Origin of the sequence: Rhizobacter sp. Root1238 (assembly GCF_001425825.1) — a bacterium.
Classification (GTDB): domain Bacteria; phylum Pseudomonadota; class Gammaproteobacteria; order Burkholderiales; family Burkholderiaceae_C; genus Rhizobacter.
The window spans coordinates 72,995-93,669 of the sequence record NZ_LMDM01000007.1 but is presented as its reverse complement, the minus strand read 5'-3'; the positions used below and the strand labels follow the sequence as shown (position 1 = coordinate 93,669).

Sequence of the window (20,675 nt, the reverse complement as noted above, 5' to 3'; positions counted from 1 at the left end):
TCAGCTTAGTGAGACCGGGTTGCCGGCTTGCTTCTGGCGCGTGTCTTCGCATGTCGAATCATGTCAATGACATCCCCCCGGTCGCCGCCGGATGCCCAGCCGGGAAAGCTCAGTCCGCCCACATCCCGCTTCGCTCACCCGGTTCCGCGCGCTGCGCCGCCCGTTGCGTGAACCGCGCTGAACGCTCGCGTTCAGACGCCCGGGCCACCGGACAGCTTCCGCTCTGCAGGTAGGCGACGGCCGCCCCGGTCAACGCCTCCGCCGGATCGCCGAGCACACCGGTGAAGGTGTCGGCCGCGCTGCAGGTCGGCGCGATCCCGTCGTAGTAGCCCCCTTCGCCGAGCGCATTGGTGCTCTCGAAGTTGACCGCGCTGTAGGTGTTGCCGCACGATTCGCGCGGCTGGAAGCCGACCGGTTTGCCGCAGGTGGCGTCGCCGATCGTCACGACGGTGGCATAGGGCTTCAGCCCGTTGATCACCAGCTCGCTGGCCGAGCAGGTGCGCGCGCCGGTCAGCACGACGATGCGGCCGAACGCGGCGCCCGGCACCGAGCCGAACACATAGCGGCCGTTCGATGCCGACTGGCGGGCGTTGAAGGTCAGGCGCGCGAACACCTGGTCGAGCCGCGCCGAGCCGACCACCTCGGTGCCCAGCAGCGCGGCGGTCGAGACGCGGCCGCCGCCGTTGTAGCGCAGGTCGAGGATCAGCTCGGTCGCGCCGGCGGCGCGGAACTGCGTGAATGCATCGTCCAACGGCTGCTCGGCCTGCGTGATGAAGTCCTTCAGCACGAGGTAGCCGGCCTTCGCGCCGCTCGACAGCGTCAGCAGCCGCGTCGTCGGCACCGGCGTCAGCGCATAGGTGCCCGCCGTCAGCGTGACGGTCTTCGGGCCGCCGGCGGCATCGATGACGAGGGTCAGCACGTCGCCGGCCTGTGCGGGCGTCAGCATCGAGAAATCGTCGGCCGCGACCAGTTCGGCGGCGCTTCGGCCATTGACCGAGTTGATCGTGTCGCCGCGCGCCAGCCCGGCCGCGGCGGCCGGCGACAGCGGCTCGACATACCGCACCTTCAGCGGCAGCTGGAGCTCCAGCCCGTTGACCGAGACACCGTAGCCGAGCGTGCGCCCGGCACCGAAGAACTGGTTGTACGACGCGCTGCTCTCGATGTAGCTCCAGCGGTCGGCCGGCACCGGCGCGGCGCCGGTGAACAGCAGCGCATCGAAGTAGTCCGGCACGCTCGCGTAGGGACCGGGCTCGGGGTTCGGCGAGCTGCCGCTCCAGTAGTACCAGTCGGCCATGTAGCCGCGCAGCCAGCTCTTCTGGGTGCCGAGGTCGCAGCTCGGGGCGCCGCCGTTGCGCGGCAGGCCGTCGTCGCTGCCGCCGCAGCCGGCCAGCACGGTCAGCAGCGCCAGCGTGGCGGACGCGAACAGCTTCGTGGGCAGTCGTCGCATGGGGGGCTCCCGTTCCAGGATCGGCGTGATCCGCCACCATAGCAGCACGGGGGGCCCGCCTACAATTCCGCCTTCCCCCTGCCCTGCCTGCGGATCCGACCCGACCCCACCATGACCGAGCTCGCCAAATCGTTCGAACCTGCCGCCATCGAAGCCCGCTGGGCACCGCTGTGGGAGCAGGCCGGCGTCTACGAACCCACGCTGGACGCCGCCAAGCCGTCGTTCAGCATCCAGCTGCCGCCGCCCAACGTCACCGGCACGCTGCACATGGGGCACGCGTTCAACCAGACCATCATGGACTCGCTGACCCGCTGGCACCGCATGAAGGGCGACAACACGCTGTGGGTGCCGGGCACCGACCATGCCGGCATCGCGACGCAGATCGTCGTCGAGCGCCAGCTCGAGGCGGCCGGCCAGAGCCGCCACGACCTCGGCCGCAAGAACTTCGTCGCCCGCGTGTGGGAATGGAAGGAGCAGTCGGGCTCGACCATCACGCAGCAGATGCGCCGCATGGGCGCCTCGGTGGCCTGGCAGCACGAGTACTTCACGATGGACGAGAAGCTCTCGCCGATCGTCACCGACACCTTCGTGCAGCTGTTCGAGCAGGGGCTGATCTACCGCGGCAAGCGGCTGGTGAGCTGGGACCCGGTGCTGAAGTCGGCCGTCTCCGACCTGGAGGTCGAGAGCGAGGAAGAAGAAGGCTCGCTGTGGCACATCAAGTACCCGCTGGCCGATGGGTCGGGCTCGATCACCGTGGCCACCACGCGGCCCGAGACCATGCTCGGCGACACCGCGGTGATGGTGCACCCCGACGACGAGCGCTACCAGGCGCTGATCGGCCGGCAGGTCACGCTGCCCTTGTGCGACCGCACGATCCCGGTGATCGCCGACGACTACGTCGACCGCGAGTTCGGCACCGGCGTCGTGAAGGTCACGCCGGCGCATGACGTCAACGACTACGCGGTCGGCCTGCGCCACCAGCTGCCGATGATCGGCGTGCTCGACCTCGACGCGAAGGTCAACGACAACGCGCCCGCGCCCTACCGCGGCCTCGACCGCTTCGTCGCCCGCAAGAAGGTCGTCGCCGACCTGGAAGCGCTCGGCCTGCTGGTCGAGGTGAAGAAGCACAAGCTGATGGTGCCGCGCTGCGCCCGCACCGGCGCGATCGTCGAGCCGATGCTGACCGACCAGTGGTTCGTCGCCGTCAGCAAGCCGGGCCCCGACGGCAAGTCGATTGCGCAGAAGGCGGTCGACGCGGTGGCGTCCGGCGAGGTCAGGTTCGTGCCCGAGAACTGGGTCAACACCTACGACCAGTGGATGAAGAACATCCAGGACTGGTGCATCTCGCGCCAGCTGTGGTGGGGCCACCAGATCCCGGCCTGGTACGGCAGCGGCGGCGAGATCTTCGTCGCCTGCAACGAGGCCGACGCGCGCGCCAAGGCCGAGGCCGCCGGCTACAGCGGCACGCTGCGCCGCGACGAGGACGTGCTCGACACCTGGTACTCGTCGGCGCTGGTGCCGTTCTCGACGCTCGGCTGGCCCGAGAAGACCAAGGAGATGGATCTCTTCCTGCCGTCCAGCGTGCTGGTGACCGGCTACGAGATCATCTTCTTCTGGGTGGCGCGCATGATCATGATGACCACGCACTTCACCGGCCGCGTGCCGTTCCGCACCGTCTACATCCACGGCATGGTGCGCGACAGCGAAGGCAAGAAGATGAGCAAGTCCGAAGGGAACGTGCTCGACCCGGTCGACCTGATCGAAGGCCGGGACCTGGCCACGCTGGTGCAGAAGTCGACCGTCGGCCTGCGCAAGCCCGAGACCGCGCCCAAGGTGGCGGCGCGCGTGAAGAAGGAGTTCCCCGACGGCATGCCGGCCTATGGCGCCGACGCGCTGCGCTTCACGATGGCGTCGTACGCCAGCCTGGGTCGCAACATCAACTTCGACACCAAGCGCTGCGAGGGCTACCGCAACTTCTGCAACAAGCTCTGGAACGCGACCAAGTTCGTGCTGATGAACTGCGAGGGGCAGGATTGCGGCCTTGCGGAGCACACGAAGGCGCAGTGCGCGCCGGGCGGCGAGTTCGCCGGCTACCTGAGCTTCTCGCATGCGGACCGCTGGATCGCCGGCGAGCTGCAGCGCGTGGAAGCGGCGGTCGGACAGGGCTTCGACGACTACCGCATCGACAACGTGGCCAACGCGATCTACCAGTTCGTCTGGGACGAGTACTGCGACTGGTACATCGAGATCGCGAAGGCGCAGATGCAGAACGGCGACGACGCCGTCAAGCGCGCGACGCGTCGCACGCTGATCCGCACGCTGGAAACCGTGCTGCGCCTGATGCACCCGATCATGCCGTTCATCACCGCCGAGCTGTGGGAGGCCGTGGCGCCGATCGCCGGCCGCAAGCCGGTGGGTTCGGACCAGAGCATCGTGACGGCGCCCTACCCCAAGGCGCAGCTCGAACGCGTCGACCCGCAGGCCGATGCCTGGGTGGCGCGGCTCAAGGGCATGGTCGGTGCGGTGCGCAACCTGCGCAGCGAGATGCAGCTGACGAAGCGCGTGCCGCTGTACGCTTGCGGCGGCAGCGACTACCTGCGCGAGGCCGCGCCGCTGCTGCAGTCGCTCGCAAAGCTGGAAACCGTGCAGGTGTTCGACGACGAAGCCGCGTTCCATGCGGCAACCGGCCAGCTGCCGGTGGCGGTGCAGGGCGAGTCGCGGCTCGCGCTGCACGTCGAGATCGACGTCGCCGCGGAGCGCGAGCGCCTGGCCAAGGAAGACAAGCGCCTGTCAGCCGAGATCGCGAAGGCCCAGGGCAAGCTGTCGAGCGAGAGCTTCGTCGCCCGTGCGCCTCAGGCGGTGGTCGACCAGGAGAAGCAGCGCGTCGCGGACTTCACGGCAGAGCTGGATCGGGTTCGACATCAAGCGGCACGCCTGGGTCCGTCGTCCTGAACTCGCGCGGTGCGCCGGGCGTGATCGCGAGCAGCTCGTCGATCCGCCGGGCCACCGCCCACGAACTGCGCAGCCGCGATTCGCGCGTGGTGCTCGCCACGCGCGGCGTGACCTGCAGCGTGTCCATGCCGCTCAGCGGGCGGCCCGGTTCGGTGGCGCCCGGCTCCAGGCTGTCGAGCCAGACGGCCGAGACGCGGCCGCTGGTCAGCACGTCGGCCAGCGTCTTCTCGTCGAACAGGCCCGAGTGCGCGATGCTGACGATCACCTGGTTCGGCTTGCAGAACGGCAGGAAGCGCTCGCCGAGCAGGCCGTGGTAGCGGCTGAAGTAGTTCAGCTGCACGCACACCGCATCGGCCTGCTCCAGCAGCTCGCGCAAGCCCAGCGGCGCGACATGCCAGCGGTTCCAGACGCTGTCGCTCGCATGCAATGAAGGGTCGTAGCCGACGAGCTTCGAGCCGAAGCCGCTCAGCATCCTGGCCATCGCCTTCGCGGCCGGCGGCATGCCGATCAGCCCGACCGTGCACGCGCCCAGCTCGCGGCCGACCAGCATGCCGTCGGAGCCGACCACCGGCACGCGGCGCAGCAGCGACAGCAGCGCGCCGATCATGAACTCGGCCTCGGCCTGCGCGGTGGCGGTCTGGCTGCGCACCACCTCGATGCCGGCGCGCGCGCAGGCGTCGAGGTCGATGTTCTCGGCGCCGGCACTGACCCGGCCGACCGCGCGCAGCACCGGCGCGTAGTGCAGCGCCTGCGCATCGAGCGCGACGGTGGGCGGCAGGATCAGCGCCCGCACGTTGTACAGCGCCTGGCGGAAGGCCCGGGTGTCGCGCGCCAGTTCGGGCGCATGCCGCAGCGAATAGCGCGCATCGAGCCACTGCATGACTTCTGCTTCCAGCGGTTCGATGATCAGCAAGTCCATGCGGCTTCGAGAGGCTTCTGCCCGAGTGTCACAGGCCCTTCCGAAAGCCCATGACACAATGGTTTTTTGTCGACTAATTCACACAGGGGATTGTAACTAAATGTTTGTCAACAAGGCGATCTTTCCGGTGGCGGGCCTCGGCACGCGTTTTCTTCCTGCGACCAAAGCCCAACCGAAGGAAATGCTGCCGGTCGTCGACAAGCCCCTGATCCAATACGCGGTCGAGGAGGCCTATGCGGCCGGCGTGCGCGAAATGATCTTCGTGACCGGCCGGCACAAGCGCCCCATCGAAGACCACTTTGACATGACCTTCGAGTTGGAGGTAGCCCTCGAACAGGCGGGTAAGCAAGAGTTACTGGATGTCGTGCACAGCGTGAAGCCGGACGACATGGAGTGCGTCTACGTGCGCCAGCCGCAGGCGCTGGGCCTGGGCCATGCGGTGCTGTGCGGGCAGCGGCTGATCGGCAACGAGCCGTTCGCGGTGCTGCTGGCCGACGACCTGATGGTCGGGCAGACGCCGGTGCTGCAGCAGATGGTCGAGCAGTTCGCCGAATGGCGGGTGTCGATGCTGGCGGTGCAAGAAGTGCCGCCGGAGCAGACCCGGCGCTACGGCATCGTCGACGGCCGCGCGGTCAACGACCGGTTGATCGACATCACGCGCATCGTCGAGAAGCCGGCACCGGAAGAAGCGCCGTCGCGGCTCGGCGTGGCCGGGCGCTACATCCTGACGCCGGGCGTGTTCACCGAGATCGCGAACCAGCAGCGCGGCGTCGGCGGCGAGATCCAGCTGACCGACGGCATCGCCGGGCTGCTGCGGCGCGAGAAGGTGTTCGCGTACCGCTACGAAGGCCGGCGCTACGACTGCGGCAGCAAGGAAGGCTTCCTGGAGGCCAACGTGGAACTGGCGCTGGCGCACCCGGTGCTCGGCGCGGATTTCCGCAAGTACCTGAAGAACCTCGAGTTCTAGACGTCTCAGCGGCGACGCAGCAGGTGGATGAACTCCTCGTTCACCGCCTGCTGCTGCACCAGCTCGTTGCCGGTCTGCCGCGCAAACGCCTGGAAGTCGCGCATCGACCCCGGGTCGGTAGCGATCACCTTCAGCAGCTCGCCGCTGTTCATGTCGGCCAGTGCCTTCTTCGCCTTCAGGATCGGCAGCGGGCAGTTCATGCCGCGGGCGTCGACTTCTTTCTGCACATCCATCGCGTGTCCTTTCAGTTCGGGTCGACGACCGGTCGCGGCATCAGCTCGCGCCATTGCGGCGTGATGCCGCGCGCGGTCAGCCAGTCGGCCAGCGCATAGCCGGTCCCGGCCGGCCAGCATTGCACCGCCTCGGGCGCGAAGAGCTTGTACTCGACGAGTTCCGGCGACAGCTTGATCTCGCCGCGGGCCACCGCGTGGTACGCGATGATCACCTGGTTCATCCGCTGGAAATCGTAGGCGCCGATGATCTGCAGGCGATCGACCGCGAGCGAGGTTTCTTCCATCACCTCGCGGGCGATGCCCTCCTGCGGCGTCTCGCCCGCTTCCATGAAGCCGGTGATCAGCCCGAAGTACCGGCCCGGCCACGCCGCATTGCGGGCCAGCAGCAGTTGCCCGTCGCGATCGGCCAGCTCGATCACCGCGGCCAGCACCGGCGTCGGGTTGTTCCAGTGCGTCCAGCCGCAGGCCGGGCAGCGCAGCCGGGTCTTCGGGCCGCCGTCTTCATCGAGCGTCACCGGCTGCAGGCCGGTCGCGCAGTTCGTGCAGAAGCGGGTCTCGTGGGTCATGGGTGCACTCGGTCGGTTCAGGCGGGGAAGACGCCGGTGGAGAGGTAGCGGTCGCCGCGGTCGCAGACGACGAACACGATGGTCGCGTTCTCGACCCGTTTCGCGGTCTCGAGCGCCACCCAGCAGGCGCCGGCCGCCGAGATGCCGCCGAACAGGCCCTCTTCGCGTGCCAGCCGGCGGGCCATCTCTTCGGCCGCTTCCTGGCCGACGTTCACCGTCTCGTCGATGCAGCGCGGGTCGTAGATCTTCGGCAGGTAGGCCTCGGGCCACTTGCGGATGCCGGGAATGCGCGAGCCTTCGGCCGGCTGCGCGCCGATGATGCGCACCGCCGGGTTCTTTTCCTTCAGGAAGCGCGAGGTGCCGGTGATGGTGCCGGTGGTGCCCATCGCGCTGACGAAGTGCGTGATGCGCCCGCCGGTGTCGGCCCAGATCTCGGGGCCGGTGGTCTCGTAGTGGATGCGCGGGTTGTCGGCATTCGCGAACTGGTCGAGCACCCGGCCCTTGCCGTCGCGCTGCATCTGCTCGGCCAGGTCGCGGGCGTATTCCATGCCGCCGCTGCGGGGCGTCAGGATCAGCTCGGCGCCGAAGGCCTTCATCGTCTGCGCGCGCTCGATGCTCAGGTCCTCCGGCATGATCAGCAGCATGCGGTAGCCGCGGATCGCCGCGGCCATCGCGAGCGCGATGCCGGTGTTGCCCGAGGTCGCCTCGATCAGCGTGTCGCCGGGGCGGATGTCGCCGCGCTCCTCGGCGCGCCGGATCATGCTGATGGCGGGCCGGTCCTTCACCGAACCGGCCGGGTTGTTGCCTTCGAGCTTGGCCAGGATCACGTTGCCGCGCCGGTCGTTGTCGGCGCCCGGCAGGCGCTGCAGCCGCACCAGCGGCGTCTGTCCGATCACGTCTTCGAGGGTCTTGTACGGCGTCATGGGGTCTCCTCGGGCGATTGTCGCAGGGGAGTGCATGGCGCGGCGCGCGCGAGGGCTTCAGCCGCGGCGCCCGCCGGGGTCGTTCGCGCCGTCTTCGGCCACCAGCGCTTCGATCACCCCGCACAGCCAGCGCAGCGCCGGGTCCTTGTCGCGGCTCGCATGGTGGACGATGGCCACCGGGCTCGCCGGCAGCTGCAGCGGCACCGCGGCGCGCACCAGCCCGAAGTCGCGCTGCCAGCCGGCGGCCAGCACCTGCGGCACGGTCGCGATCGCCGGCACCTGCTGCAGCACCCGCGGCAGCGACGAGAAGCGCGGGCTGGTGCAGACGACGCGGCGCGCCAGCCCGAGGGCATCGAGCGCTTCGTCCACCGTGCCGTGGAACGCGCCGCGGTAGGTCACCATCAGGTGCGGCAGCGCGACGAACTGCTTCAGCGTCAGCCGGCCCCGCGCGCCGATCACGCCGGGCCGCGCGACGCAGCAGTACGGCACCGTCGCAAGCGGCCGGCTGCGCTGCCAGGCCGGGCCGGCCGGAAAGGCGCCGATCGCGAGGTCGAGCTGTTCCTGCAGCAGCATGTCGGCGACGCGGAAGCGATCGGTCGCGACGACCGCGATGCGCGCCAGCGGCGCGTCGGCGGCCAGCCGCGCGAGCAGGCCGGGCAGCAGCCAGGTGTCGATCCAGTCCGGCAGGCCGAGCACGAAGCTGCGGTCGCTGCGGGCAGGCTCGAAGGCCGGTGCGTCGGAGACCACCGCCTGCAGCTCGGCCAGCGCCGGCGCGAGCGCCGCCTGCAGCTCGAGCCCGCGGTGCGTCGGCTGCATGCCGCCCTTGCCGCGCACCAGCAACTCGTCGTGGAACAGCTCGCGCAGGCGCGCCAATGCGCCGCTGACCGCCGGCTGCCCGAGGTGCAGGCACGCTGCCGCCTTCGAGACGCTGCGCTCGCGCAGCAGCACCAGCAGCGTCACCAGCAGGTTGAGGTCGACGCCCCTGAAATCGCGCTCTCTGATAGTGCCGATCATTTCAATCGATTTGCGTGATGAAGGCTTCGATTGAATCATGCGACACCCTTCAACGGAGCACTGCCCCATGACTTCTTCTTTCGCGCCCTCCACCCACACCCGCCCGATGGCCTCGATCACCCGCGAGGCGGCCACCCTGCTGGTCGGCCAAGCGCAGGCCGCGGCACGCTCGCTCGGCCTCCAGGTCGCCGTGGCGATCACCGACGCGACCGGCGAGCTGAAAGCCTTCGAGCGCGACGACGGTGCCCGCTTCCTGACCGCGTCGATCGCGGTCGACAAGGCCTGGACGGCCACGTCGTACGGCGTGTCGACGCGCCAATGGACGGCCATCCTCGAACGCCCGATGGCGGCGCAGCTGGCGCACCGGCCGCGCTTCGTCGCGGTCGGCGGCGGCTGCCCGGTCTTCGACGGCGAGCAGCTGGTCGGCGGCATCGGCATTTCCGGTGGCGACGCCGAGCAGGACCACCAGGTGGCCGAGCGGGCGATCGCCGCGCTCGGCCTGGCTGCGTCGGCTTGATCGCCCTTCCTTCCCCTTCCTGATCGAAAGACTGCCTCCCATGTTCACCTCCCTGTTCTCCCTGCGCGCCACCGCCGGCGCGTTCGCTTCCACCGCCCTCGCCCTGGCCGCACTCGGCGCTTCGGTCACGCCCTCGGCCGCGCTGGCCGCCGCGCCGATGGTCAAGACCCAGGCGCCCGGCTTCTACCGCATGATGCTCGGCGCCTTCGAGGTGACCGCGCTGAGCGACGGCACGGTCGACGTGCCGGCCGCCACGCTGCTGCACGCCCCGGCCGGCAGCGTCGCGGCGAAGCTCGCGGCCGCGCACCTGACCAACCCGGTCGAGACCTCGGTCATCGGCTTCCTGGTCAACACCGGCGACAGGCTGGTGCTGATCGACACCGGCGCCGGCGCGCTGTTCGGCCCGACGCTCGGCAAGCTCGGTGCCAGCCTGCGCGCCGCCGGCTACCAGCCGGAGCAGGTCGACGAGGTGCTGCTCACCCACCCCCATCCGGATCACGTCGGCGGCTTGATGGGCCCGGGCGGCGTCGCGTTCGCGAACGCCACGGTGCGCCTTGATGACGCCGACGCGCAGTACTGGCTGTCGACCGCGCGGATGGACGCCGCGCCGGCGCAGAGCAAGGGCTTCTTCCAGGGCGCGATGGCGTCGCTGAACCCGTATGCCGAGGCCGGCCGGCTGAAGCCCTTCGCCGCGGGCGCCGAGTTGCTGCCCGGCATCCGCGCCATCGCGGCGCGCGGCCACAGTGCCGGGCACACCGTCTATGCGGTGGAGAGCCAGGGGCAGCGGATGCTGCTGATCGGCGACCTGGTCCACGTCGGCGCGGTGCAGCTCGAGGACCCGCGGGTCACGATCGCGTACGACAGCGACGAGCCCGCCGCCGCCGCCACGCGCCGCACGGTGTTCGCGCAGGCGGCGAAAGAGAACCTGCTGATCGGCGCGGCCCACCTGCCCTTCCCCGGCCTCGGCCGGCTGCGCCAGGCCGGCAGCGCGTACCGCTGGCTGCCGGTGGACTACACGACCCAGCTGAAGTAGCGCCTCGCGCGGCCTGCCGCGGCGATGGCGATCGCGACGGCGAGCAGCGCGGTGGCCGCCGCGAACGTGGTCCGCATGCCGCCGGCGACCGCTTGCGCGGGCGCCAGCGCGACATCCACCGCCGCGCTCGCGTGGGCGAACACCGCGCCCATCGCCGCGGCCCCGGCAATGAAGCCGAGGTTGCGCGACAGGTTCAGCAACCCGGAGACAACGCCGCGTCGGCCCGAAGCCCCGGCGGCGGCCATCACCGCGGTGTTGTTGGCCGCCTGGAACAGCGCATAGCCGGCGGTGACGACCGCCAGCGGAGCGATGTAGCCGATGACGCCGAGCGACGGCGGCAGCAGCGACAACGCCAGCGCCCCGAGCGCCATCCCGACCAGCCCGGCGAGCGTCATGCGCGACGCATCGAAGCGGTCCACCAGCCGGCCGGCCGGCATGCCGGCCAGCGCCGCGACCGCCGGGCCGACCGACATCGCCAGCCCGACCGCCGCGGCATCGAGCCCGAGCGAGCGCGCCAGGTGGAAGGGCCCGACCACCAGCGTCGTCATCATCACCGTCGACACCAGTGCACTCATCGCCAGGCCGGCCCGCAGCGCGGGATCGCGCCACATCGCCGGGGAGATCCACGCCGACGCCGTCGGCGCCGCTGCCGGTTGCGCCGGCAGGTGACGGCGCGCCAGCAGCAACGCCCCCACCCCCAGCGGCACCTGCGCCAGGAAGATCGCGCGCCAGCCGAACCCCGCGATCAGCAGACCGCCGAGCGACGGCCCGAGCGCGGTGCCGACCGCGGACATCGTGCCGAGCACGCCCATCGCCATGCCCGCACGCGCCTTCGGCACGGCATCGCCGACCAGGGCCAGCGCCAGCACCACCAGGATCGCCGCGCCCAGCCCCTGCATCGCGCGCGCCGCCAGCAGCAGCCGGAAGCCGGGCGCGAGGCCGCACAGCGCCGAGGCCACCGTGACGACAACGATGCCGGCCAGCAGCAGGCGGCGCGCGCCGACGCGGTCGCCGAGCCGCCCGACGACGACGAGCAGCGCCGTGTTGGCGATCAGGTACGCGAGCACGATCCACCGCACCCGCTCGAACGACACGTCGAAGGCCTGCGCCATCGCCGGCAGGCCGACGGTGGCGATGCTGATGCCCAGCGAGGCCAGCAGCATCGACAGCGACAGGCTGGCGAGGGCCCAGCGGGCCGGGTCGTGGGGCAATGCGACAGTGGTTTTCATGCGGACTCCGGGTCGTGGCGCCGCAGGGCGGCTCGATGCCTGCAAGCGTAGGTGCCGGTGCCGCCCGGCGGAAGGCGCGCCGCGTGCACTGAGTCCGTGCACGCGACGCACGCCCCTTCGTCGGCTATGGTGGGCGCATGTCGACCCCCGATCTGAACCTGCTGCTGACCCTGGACGCGCTGCTCGCCGAAGGCAGCGTCGCGCGCACTGCCCGGCGCCTGCAGCTCAGCCCGTCGGCGATGAGCCGGGCGCTGGCGCGGCTGCGCGACACCACCGGCGACCCGCTGCTGGTGCGCGCCGGCCGCGACCTCGTGCCCACGCCGCGCGCGCTCGAACTGCGCGAGCGCGTCGCCGTGCTCGTGCAGGACGCGCAGGCGGTGCTGCGCCCGGCGGACACGCTCGACCTCGCCCGGCTGACGCGCAGCTTCACGCTGCGCACCCGCGAGGGATTTGCCGAAAGCTTCGCCCCGGCGTTGCTGGCGCGCATCGCCAGCGAGGCGCCCGGCGTGCGGCTGCGCTTCGTGCAGAAGCCGGACAAGGACAGCACGCCGCTGCGCGACGGCTCGGTCGACCTCGAGACCGGCGTCGTCGGGCCGGAGACCGGCCCGGAGCTGCGCGCGCAGTCGCTGTTCCGCGACCGCCACATCGGCGTCGTGCGGCACGGGCATCCGCTCGGCGAGGGCGAGGTCACGCCGGCACGCTACGCGGCCGGCCGGCACGTCGTCGTGTCGCGCCGCGGCCGCGAGCAGGGGCCGGTCGACGAGGCCTTGCGCGCGCTCGGGCTGCAGCGCGAGGTCGGCGCGGTCGTCGACAGCTTCGCGACCGCGCTCGCGCTGGCCCGCGCCTGCGACCTGGTGGCCTGCGTGCCCGAGCGGCACACCGCCGCGCTGCGCACCGGCCTGCACAGCTTCGCGCTGCCGGTGGCCACGCCCGGCTTCGCGGTCGCCCTGCTGTGGCATCCGCGGCTCGACGCCGACCCGGCCCACCGCTGGCTGCGCGAGCTGGTGCGCGCGGCCTGCAACCCCTGAGGACATGGGGACGAAAACCGGGCGCCGTGCCTTACGATCCGCCCAGCGCCTCATGACCGACCCTTCGCGCGCAGCGCGTTCCCTCGCAGTGCCGCTCCGCCGCCTGGCTTTTGCCCTGGCGGCGGGCAACGTCGTGGTCATCCTGGTGCTCGTGCTCGCGGCCGCCGTGGCCTTGCGCGCGGGACGCGAATCCGAAGAGGTGCGCGCCCGGGAATCGGCCGAGAACCTGGTCAACGGCCTGGCCATCGAACTCGGCGCCGAGCTGAAGCAGCTCGACAATGCGCTGTCGACCATCGCGATGCGGGTTCATGCCGCCGACTCCAGCCGCGTCGACGGACGCGCCGAGATCGAGCGCAGCATCGTCGAGCAGCGCTCGCTGCTGCCCCAGGTCGATGCGATCCGGGTCGCCGACGAGCACGGCATCGTCCGCTTCGGCATCGAGGCCGGCGCCGCACCGGTCAGCATCGCCGATCGCGACTACTTCCGCGAAGCGCAGGCGCGCGACGGCATGGTGGTCTCGGAGCCGATCCAGGGCCGCATCGTCCGCAAATGGGGCATCGTCGTCGCCCGCCGGCTGCAGCGGGCCGACGGCTCGTTCGCCGGCGTCGCGTTCACCAACCTGTCGAGCGACCACTTCCTCGATCGGTTCAGGCGCATCGCGCTGGGCAGCGCCGGCGCCGTCGCGCTTCGGTCGGGCGGGCTGCGATTGATCACCCGGTACTCGGTGATCGACGGCGCGCAGGAGAAGAACATCGGCACGTCGACCATCTCCGACGAGATGACGCGCCGCCTCGCAGCCGACCCCGAGCGCGGTTCCTACCTGACCCCGACGGCGCTCGACGGCATCGAGCGCTACACCGCGTACAAGCGTGTCCCGGGCTGCACGCTGCGGGTGTTCGTCGGGCTCGGCACCCGCGACTTCCTCGCCGGCTGGCGGCGCGAGGTGGCGCAGATGGCGGCGCTGCTCGCGATCGCGATCGCGACGATCGCCGGCTTCTCGGCGCTGCTGTTCCTGCAGCAGCGGCGCCAGGCGATCGCCCGCCGCGAGATCGCCCGCCTGGCGCAGGAGCAGAGCGTGATGCTCGACAACGAGATCGTCGGCATGGCGAAGCTGAAGGACCGGGTCGTGCTGTGGAAGAACCGCGCGCTGGACCGGATCTTCGGATACGAGCCGCACGAGCTGGTCGGCGCCGGCATGCGGCAGCTCTACCTCGACGACGACTCCTTCGACGACATCGGCCGCCGCGCCTACCCGATGCTGCAGGCGAGCGGCCGCTTCAGGGCGCAGCTGCGCATGCGCCACAAGCAGGGCCATGCGATCTGGGTCGACCTGTGCGGCGCCGCGGTGTCGCCGCATGAATCGTTCTGGTCGATGACCGACATCACGGCCATCAAGGACAGCGAGGCGCATGCGCAGCACCTGGCGCTGCACGACGCGGTGACGGGGCTGCCGAACCGCCGGCTGTTCGCCGAACGGCTGCTCTACATCCTGGCCGATGCGCAGCGGCGCCGGCAGATGACCGGCGTGTGCTACCTCGACCTCGACGGCTTCAAGGGCGTCAACGACGCGTTCGGGCACGACGCCGGCGACGCGGTGCTGCGCGAGGTCGCGAAGCGGCTGCTCGGCTGCATCCGCACCAACGACGTCGTCGCCCGCTTCGGCGGCGACGAGTTCGCGCTGATCCTCAGCAACATCCAGGACGCGAGCGAGGTCGAACGGGTGCTGCAGCGCGTGCTGCACGCGGTCGAGCAGCCGATCCGCCTCGCGCAGCGCGAGGTGGCGGTCGGCGCGAGCATCGGCGTCGCGATCGGGCCGGAGCACGGCGACGATCCGGACACGCTGACGGCGCGCGCCGACCAGGCGATGTACACCGCGAAGCGGGCCGGCAAGCATCGCGTCTGCCTGTGGAGCGCGGCGCCGGAGCGCGTGGCCACGAGCGCCTGAGGTTCGTCACTCGCCGGTCATGGATCGGCGATGGCTCGGACATGCAAGTCTCGCGCTTGCAAGCAGTGTTTCAGAGTATGCGAACACGGCTTGTTTTCGCAGCTCACCGGGTAGCCTGCGGGCCATTCAAATCCCCGAGAGAGCTCCCCATGAAAACCGGAATGAAGCCGCTGCGCCTGTCCCTGATCACGCTCGCCTGCGCTGCCGCGGCACCCGCCTTCGCCGTCGACTGGCCGGCCGGCTTCTCGAAGTGCGCGGACGAAGGCGAGCGTTGCAAGGTCGGCTCGAGGGCGCACCAGGTGTCGTTCGGCGTGAAGAACAAGTGGGTGGTCAAGACGCTGTCGGGCACCGTTGCCTGCACCAGCGCGACCTTCGGCGGCGCGAACCCGAATGCGGACAAGAAGGAGAAGTGCGCGGTCGGGCCGGTGGCTGCACCGGCACCGGCACCGTCGCCGGCGCCTGCTCCCGCACCGTCGCCCGCCCCCGCCCCCGCCCCCGCCCCCGCTCCGGCCCCGGCTCCGTCGCCGGCTCCTGCACCGGCCCCCGCACCGAGCGGCCAGACCGCCGGCTTCGCCGGGACCGTGACTGGCGGCGGCAAGGCCGCGGCCGTGACGGTGAGCACCGCGGCCGCGATGCAGGCCGCGATCGACGCCTACACCGGCACCGGCGGCCTGGTGATCCGCTACACCGGCAGCTTCGACTTCGCGTCGATCACCGACTCCTGCGCGCAGCGCACGAAGCCGGCCGGCGCCATCGTCGAGGTCAAGAACAAGAGCAACGTCACGATCGAAGGCGCCGACGGCTCTGCCGCGAACTTCGGGCTGGCGGTCAAGGGCGGCGCCACCAACGTCATCATCCGCAACATGACGATCGGCCTGCTGCCCGGCTCGATCGACGCGATCGGCATCGAAGGCCAGGGCGGCAAGGCTCCGGGCTACATCTGGGTCGACCACAACACGCTGTTCAGCAGCATCAAGGAATGCGCCGGCGCCGGCGACATGGAGTTCGACGGCCTGGTCGACAACAAGGCCGGCGCGCACCACATCACCTACTCGTACAACCACCTCCACGACCACCAGAAGGTCGGGTTGATCGGGTCGAGCGACAGCGATGCCAGCGACCGCTTCATCACCTACCACCACAACGTCTACGAGAACGTGAAGTCGCGGCTGCCGCTGCAGCGCGGCGGCTACACCCACCTCTACAACAACCTCTACAGCGGCGTGCACACCTCGGGCGCCAACATCCGCATGGGCGGCTTCTCGCTGATCGAGGCCAACTGGTTCGAGAACGCGCAGAACCCGGTGACCTCGCGCGACAGCTCGACCATCGGCTACTGGGACCTGCGCAACAACAACGTCAGGAGCCCGGCCGACTTCGCTCGCTACGGCATCACCTGGGTGGCCAGCGAGTCGTCACCGTCGCGCGACGCCAGCGACTGGGTCAGCACCAGCAGCTTCCCGGTCGGCATCCCCTACGCCTACACTGCCCACGACCCGGCCTGCGTGAAGCAGAAGCTGCCCGCGGTGGCGGGTGCAGGCAAGGGCCTGGCGGTGCTGAGCTGCAACTGAGCCTGCGCAGACGACACGACGAACGACAAGCCGCGCAGCGGCGGGAGACACCCACGACAGTGCGATTCGCAACCCCGCTGCGTGCGGTCGTGGCGGCCGGCAGCCTGCTGGCCGCCACCACCGCGATGGCCGGCACCTTCGTGTACGTGTCCAATGCCGACAGCCAGGAGCTGTCGGTGCTGGCCTTCGACCGCGCGACCGGCCGGCTGAGCCCGGTCGACACGGTGGCCGTCGGCGGCACGGTGATGCCGCTGGCGGTCAGCCCCGACAAGCGCTTCCTCTACGCCGCGCTGCGCTCGCAGCCATTTCGCGTGCTCAGCTTCGCCGTCGACCCGGCGAGCGGCCGCCTGAAGAAGCTCGGCGAGGCGCCGCTGGCCGACAGCATGGCCAACATCGATGTCGACGCCAGCGGCAAGTGGCTGTTCGCCGCCTCGTACCCGGGGCACAAGATCACCGTCAACAGCATCGACGGCAATGGCGCGGTCACCGCGATCCAGCAGCTGATCCCGACGGCGCCGAATGCGCATGCGATCCACGCCGACGCGACCAACCGCTTCGTGCTGGCCACCAGCCTCGGCGGCGACAACCTGTCGGTGTGGCGCTTCGATGCGGCCAAGGGGCAGCTGACGCCGAACGATCCGCCGATCGTGCAGAACGCGCCGAAATCCGGTGCGCGCCACTTCGTCTGGGACCGGGCCCAGAAGCACCTGTACCTGCTCAACGAGGTGGATGCCTCGCTGTACGTCTTCGCCTGGGACGCGGTGCGCGGCACGCTGCGCGAGCTGCAACGCACGACCACGCTGCCGGACGGCTTCACCGGCAAGCCGTGGGCGGCCGACCTGCACCTGAGCCCCGACGGCAGGAACCTCTATGCGTCGGAGCGCACGTCCAGCACCATCGCGCGCTTCAAGGTCGATGCCGATACCGGCAAGCTCGAAGCGGCCGGCAGCACGCCGACCGAGAAGACCCCGCGCGGCTTCGCGATCGATTCGTCGGGCCGCTTCCTGATCGCCGCCGGGCAGGAATCGCATTCGCTGTCGGTGCATGCGATCGACGCCCGCAGCGGCGCGCTCGGCGAGGTCACCCGGCTGCCGGTCGGCAAGAACCCGAACTGGGTCGAGATCGTCGACCTGCCTTGAGCACCGCGGCGCGTCAACTCTCGTTGTGCGCCACCTGGATGCGCCGGCGGCTGCGCGCCGGCACGTCATAGATGTTGAAGTCGCTCATCGTCCTGCCGTAGAGGTGCAGGCTGACCGCGCGCGGCCGTTCGGCCGGCACGCCGGTCACGTGGATGTGGTCCGGGTTCGGCACGAAGCTGGTGACCGCGCCGTGCCGCAGCAGGATGGTGCCGCCGCGCGCCAGCTCGATCTCGTCGTCGGCGCCGCGGTCGGGCGACAGCCGCACGTAGCTGCGCTCTTCCAGCACGCCTTCGACGACGCCGACGACGCCCCAGCTGCCGTGGTCGTGCACCGGCGTCCACTGGCCGGGCAACCAGACGATCGCGTACAGCGACAGGCTCGCATCGGGGGCGTCGTAGATCAGGTTGCGCGCATACCCCGACGCACTGCTGCGGTAGTGCTGCGGCTCCAGGAAGCTGCCGGCATGGTCGATCAGGTCGAGCATCAGCGGCGCCAGCGCCAGCACGCAGTCGGCCGGGTCCGGCTGCCGGCAGCTTCGGGCGGTGGCTTCGGCGATGAAGGCGTCGAGGGCGGCAGAGGTCATCGGCCGATTGTCGCGCCAAGTCCGGACCGCACTTGACTCGCAGCGCGGTTGGACCGACGCTTGCGCGAGTTGAACCGCACATCGCACCCCATGACCGCGCCGACCCTGCACTACCACCCGCTGTCCTCCTGCTGCCACAAGGTGCTGATCGCCATCGACGAACTGGGGATCGAGGTCGACAAGCGCCTGCTGAACCTGGGCGATCCGGCCGAGCGGGCCGCACACCTGGCGCGCTGGCCGCTCGGCAAGATGCCGCTGCTGGAAGACCGCGGCCGGGCCATCCCCGAGACCAGCATCATCATCGAGCACCTGCAGCGCCACCACGCGCGCCCGGGCCGCACGCTGATCCCGCACGATCCGGGCGAAGCGCTCGACGTGCGCCTGTGGGACCGCCTGCTCGACCTCTACGTGATGACGCCGATGCAGGCCTTCACCGCCGACCGGCTGCGCGCCGAAGGCGAGCGCGATGCCCAGGCCGTGGCGCGCGCCCGCGACACGCTGCTGACGGCCTATGCGCTGATCGAGCAGCAGCTCGAAGGCCGCCACTGGATCGCCGGCGATGCGTTCAGCATGGCCGATTGCGCGGCCGCGCCGTCGTTGTTCTATGCGCTGACCTACGTGCCGCTGCTGCCGCAGCACGCGCGGCTGTCGGCCTACTTCGAGCGCCTGGTCGACCGCCCGTCGGTGGCGCACGCCATCGACGAGGCGCGGCCCTGGTTCCAGTTCTACCCGGGGCGCGACGGGCTGGCCCGGCGCTTCCACGACCCGGCGTAGCCGCCTCGCTCAGGCCGGCTTCGCGACCATCAGGTAGAACACGAGGGTCAACGCGGCGAATGCCGGCACGCCCAGCGCGGTCCACCAGCGCAGCATCCGGAAGTAGGCCGGCGACAGCGGCTCGCCGCTGTCGGCGGCGGCCTGCGCGAGCGCGCGCATGCGGATCTGGATCCATACCACCGGCAGCCAGCAGGCACCCGCCACCAGGTACAGCACGAAGGACCACAGGATCCACGGCGTCGTCAGCGGGACCCCGGCCAGGTGGGCCAGGTAGAGGCCGCTGAGCGGCTGGAACACGATGGTCGTCGTGGTGAACAGCCAGTCCGCCAGCACCACCTGCCGCACCACCACCGCACACGCCTGCGGGTTGCGCGACAGGCTGGCGAGCAGCATGTGGAAGGCCGAGCCGATGCCGGTGCCGAACAGCACCGTCGACGACAGGATGTGCAGCCACTTGGCGATCAGGTACTCCATGCGCGTGCCTTTCGCGGGTCGAGGGCCAGCAGCGCCGCGAGAACCGCCAGCATCGGCAGGTTCTTCGACAAGGGCCCGTACGGATGCAGCCAGAACTCCGGCAGGCGCCACGAGATGACCGCGGTGTAGAACAGGATCAATGCGGCCTGCGCCAGCCACAGCCAGCGCCGCGCCGTCGGTGGCCACAAGGTCAGCAGGCCGAGCACCAGGTCGAGCGCAGCCGCGCCGTACAGCATCGTCGGCTGCCACGCCGGCGGCACGCCGGTGCGCTGCAGCAGCGCGTAGCTATCGGCGACCGGGTACAGGCCGAACGACACCGCGGCCGTCAGCAGCCACACGAACGCGAGCGACATCCGCAGCAGCGGCAGCACCCAGGCCAGCCGCGCCGCATCGCGCCAGGCCTGTGCCTCGCCGGGCCGCACGAAGCCCGCGACCTCGCGCGGCGCGTGCCCGAGCAGGCGGGTGATGTCGGTCGCGGGCGCCGCGTTGCCCCGCTGCAGCATCTGCCAGGCCGCGGTGTCGAACAGGCTGCCCGGCAGCACGTCGCCGGCCCGCGCCGCCCACCGCATCACCGGCTCCGGAATGCTCACCGCGCGCGCCGGCGGCAGTTGCAAGGCCTGCCGCAACTGCTGCAGGTACTCGCCGAACGACAGCGGCCGCGGTCCGACGAGCGCGATGCGCCGCCCGCGCCGTTCGTCGGCGGAGGCCTGCAACAGCGCGACGATCGCCTGCACCGCATCGTCGACATGGATCGGCTGCACCGGCTGGTGTCCCCCGGCGGGCAGCGGCAGCACCGGCAGCGCGGCGAGGGCCAGGAACAGCCGCGCGCTGGCCCCGTCGGTGCCGAACACCAGCGACGGCATCACGACCACCGCGTCGAGCGGCAGCGCCAGCAGGTGCGCATCGGCGCTGCGCTTGCTGCGGTGGTAGGCGGTCCCGGCGGCCTCGTCCGCGCCGAGCGCCGACACCTGCACCACCCTCGCGATGCGCGCGGCGACACAGGCATCGAACAAGCGGCACGGCCCGCGCACGTGCACCGCGTCGAAGCTCGCGCCGCGCCCCTCCTTGAAGATGCCGGCCGCGTTCACGACCGCATCGATGCCGGTCAGCGCCCGCCGCCATTCCTGCGGCGTCGCGCTCCCGAGGTCGAGCTCCCGCCACTGGTCGACCGGCATCGCCGGCGGCCGCCGTCGCCCGACACCGATCACCGCGTGCCCGGCACGCAGCAAGGCATCGCGCAGGTGGCTGCCGATGAAACCGCTCGCGCCGGTCAGCAATACGTTCATGGGAGTCGCAGGAACATCGATTGCTGCGTTGCCGGCAATCCGGATGCCGCGTGCGAACCGGTGTCGACGAACGAA

General features: G+C 70.7%; 19 protein-coding genes. 9 read left to right on the top strand and 10 right to left on the bottom strand.

Annotation, left to right across the window (positions count from 1 at the left end; translation table 11 throughout):
• Positions 1–109: 109 nt before the first annotated feature.
• Entirely contained in the window at positions 110–1,447 is a 1,338-nt protein-coding gene (locus ASC98_RS07680; RefSeq protein ID WP_056810886.1) for a S41 family peptidase, read from the bottom strand.
• Positions 1,448–1,558: 111 nt separating this feature from the next.
• Between ASC98_RS07680 and ASC98_RS07675 the strand changes: the two genes are divergently transcribed.
• A complete protein-coding gene (locus ASC98_RS07675; RefSeq protein ID WP_056810883.1) occupies positions 1,559–4,399 on the top strand; it encodes a valine--tRNA ligase in 2,841 nt (946 codons plus the stop codon).
• Here the strand turns inward: ASC98_RS07675 and ASC98_RS07670 are convergent.
• Positions 4,341–5,318, bottom strand: a complete 978-nt coding sequence (locus ASC98_RS07670) for a D-isomer specific 2-hydroxyacid dehydrogenase family protein (RefSeq protein ID WP_056810879.1) — start codon at positions 5,316–5,318, stop codon at positions 4,341–4,343. The two genes, ASC98_RS07675 and ASC98_RS07670, sit on opposite strands and share 59 nt — an antisense overlap.
• Before the next feature lie 100 nt (positions 5,319–5,418).
• Between ASC98_RS07670 and galU the strand changes: the two genes are divergently transcribed.
• A complete protein-coding gene (gene galU, locus ASC98_RS07665) occupies positions 5,419–6,285 on the top strand; it encodes a UTP--glucose-1-phosphate uridylyltransferase GalU (protein WP_056810876.1) in 867 nt (288 codons plus the stop codon).
• 5 nt (positions 6,286–6,290) lie between these two features.
• On the opposite strand, the gene ASC98_RS07660 is transcribed toward galU, so the two are convergent.
• From ASC98_RS07660 to ASC98_RS07645, 4 genes are read right to left on the bottom strand one after another with little or no spacing between them, the layout of a single operon-like run.
• Positions 6,291–6,518, bottom strand: coding sequence for a sulfurtransferase TusA family protein (locus ASC98_RS07660; protein WP_056810873.1), 228 nt, complete (start codon positions 6,516–6,518; stop codon positions 6,291–6,293).
• A gap of 11 nt (positions 6,519–6,529) precedes the next feature.
• Positions 6,530–7,084 (bottom strand): NUDIX domain-containing protein, encoded by a 555-nt coding sequence (locus tag ASC98_RS07655; protein WP_056810870.1) that lies wholly within the window; start codon positions 7,082–7,084, stop codon positions 6,530–6,532.
• Positions 7,085–7,101: 17 nt separating this feature from the next.
• Positions 7,102–8,007 (bottom strand): cysteine synthase CysM, encoded by a 906-nt coding sequence (gene cysM / locus ASC98_RS07650; protein ID WP_056810867.1) that lies wholly within the window; start codon positions 8,005–8,007, stop codon positions 7,102–7,104.
• Positions 8,008–8,064: 57 nt separating this feature from the next.
• Positions 8,065–9,021 (bottom strand): LysR family transcriptional regulator, encoded by a 957-nt coding sequence (locus ASC98_RS07645; protein WP_200953078.1) that lies wholly within the window; start codon positions 9,019–9,021, stop codon positions 8,065–8,067.
• Positions 9,022–9,088: 67 nt separating this feature from the next.
• Between ASC98_RS07645 and ASC98_RS07640 the strand changes: the two genes are divergently transcribed.
• Entirely contained in the window at positions 9,089–9,538 is a 450-nt protein-coding gene (locus ASC98_RS07640) for a heme-binding protein (RefSeq protein WP_056810862.1), read from the top strand.
• Positions 9,539–9,578: 40 nt separating this feature from the next.
• Complete coding sequence (locus ASC98_RS07635; RefSeq protein ID WP_056810859.1) at positions 9,579–10,571, top strand: MBL fold metallo-hydrolase; 993 nt, start codon at positions 9,579–9,581, stop codon at positions 10,569–10,571.
• On the opposite strand, the gene ASC98_RS07630 is transcribed toward ASC98_RS07635, so the two are convergent.
• Positions 10,550–11,800 carry an MFS transporter gene (locus ASC98_RS07630; protein ID WP_056810856.1) on the bottom strand — a complete coding sequence of 417 codons (1,251 nt, stop codon included), beginning with the start codon at positions 11,798–11,800 and terminating at the stop codon, positions 10,550–10,552. The two genes, ASC98_RS07635 and ASC98_RS07630, sit on opposite strands and share 22 nt — an antisense overlap.
• A 137-nt stretch (positions 11,801–11,937) precedes the next feature.
• Between ASC98_RS07630 and ASC98_RS07625 the strand changes: the two genes are divergently transcribed.
• From ASC98_RS07625 to ASC98_RS07610, 4 genes are all read left to right on the top strand, one after another.
• Positions 11,938–12,828, top strand: a complete 891-nt coding sequence (locus tag ASC98_RS07625) for a LysR family transcriptional regulator (RefSeq protein ID WP_056810854.1) — start codon at positions 11,938–11,940, stop codon at positions 12,826–12,828.
• 52 nt (positions 12,829–12,880) lie between these two features.
• Positions 12,881–14,773, top strand: a complete 1,893-nt coding sequence (locus ASC98_RS07620; RefSeq protein ID WP_162249322.1) for a diguanylate cyclase domain-containing protein — start codon at positions 12,881–12,883, stop codon at positions 14,771–14,773.
• A 149-nt stretch (positions 14,774–14,922) separates the two neighbouring features.
• The gene (locus tag ASC98_RS07615) at positions 14,923–16,344 is read left to right on the top strand and encodes a polysaccharide lyase family 1 protein (protein WP_200953079.1); all 1,422 of its coding nucleotides are present in this window, start codon (positions 14,923–14,925) and stop codon (positions 16,342–16,344) included.
• Positions 16,345–16,469: 125 nt separating this feature from the next.
• Complete coding sequence (locus ASC98_RS07610) at positions 16,470–17,483, top strand: lactonase family protein (RefSeq protein WP_082542154.1); 1,014 nt, start codon at positions 16,470–16,472, stop codon at positions 17,481–17,483.
• A gap of 13 nt (positions 17,484–17,496) precedes the next feature.
• On the opposite strand, the gene ASC98_RS07605 is transcribed toward ASC98_RS07610, so the two are convergent.
• Entirely contained in the window at positions 17,497–18,066 is a 570-nt protein-coding gene (locus ASC98_RS07605; protein WP_056810847.1) for a cysteine dioxygenase, read from the bottom strand.
• A gap of 90 nt (positions 18,067–18,156) precedes the next feature.
• Between ASC98_RS07605 and ASC98_RS07600 the strand changes: the two genes are divergently transcribed.
• Positions 18,157–18,840, top strand: coding sequence for a glutathione S-transferase family protein (locus ASC98_RS07600; RefSeq protein WP_056810844.1), 684 nt, complete (start codon positions 18,157–18,159; stop codon positions 18,838–18,840).
• Between the two features lie 9 nt (positions 18,841–18,849).
• Here the strand turns inward: ASC98_RS07600 and ASC98_RS07595 are convergent, their stop codons facing one another.
• Entirely contained in the window at positions 18,850–19,314 is a 465-nt protein-coding gene (locus ASC98_RS07595; RefSeq protein ID WP_056819843.1) for a DUF2269 domain-containing protein, read from the bottom strand.
• Positions 19,302–20,600: an SDR family oxidoreductase gene (locus ASC98_RS07590; RefSeq protein WP_056810839.1), complete on the bottom strand. Its 1,299-nt coding sequence runs from the start codon at positions 20,598–20,600 to the stop codon at positions 19,302–19,304. The genes ASC98_RS07595 and ASC98_RS07590 overlap by 13 nt, the downstream gene beginning before the upstream one ends.
• Between the last annotated feature and the right edge of the window lie 75 nt (positions 20,601–20,675).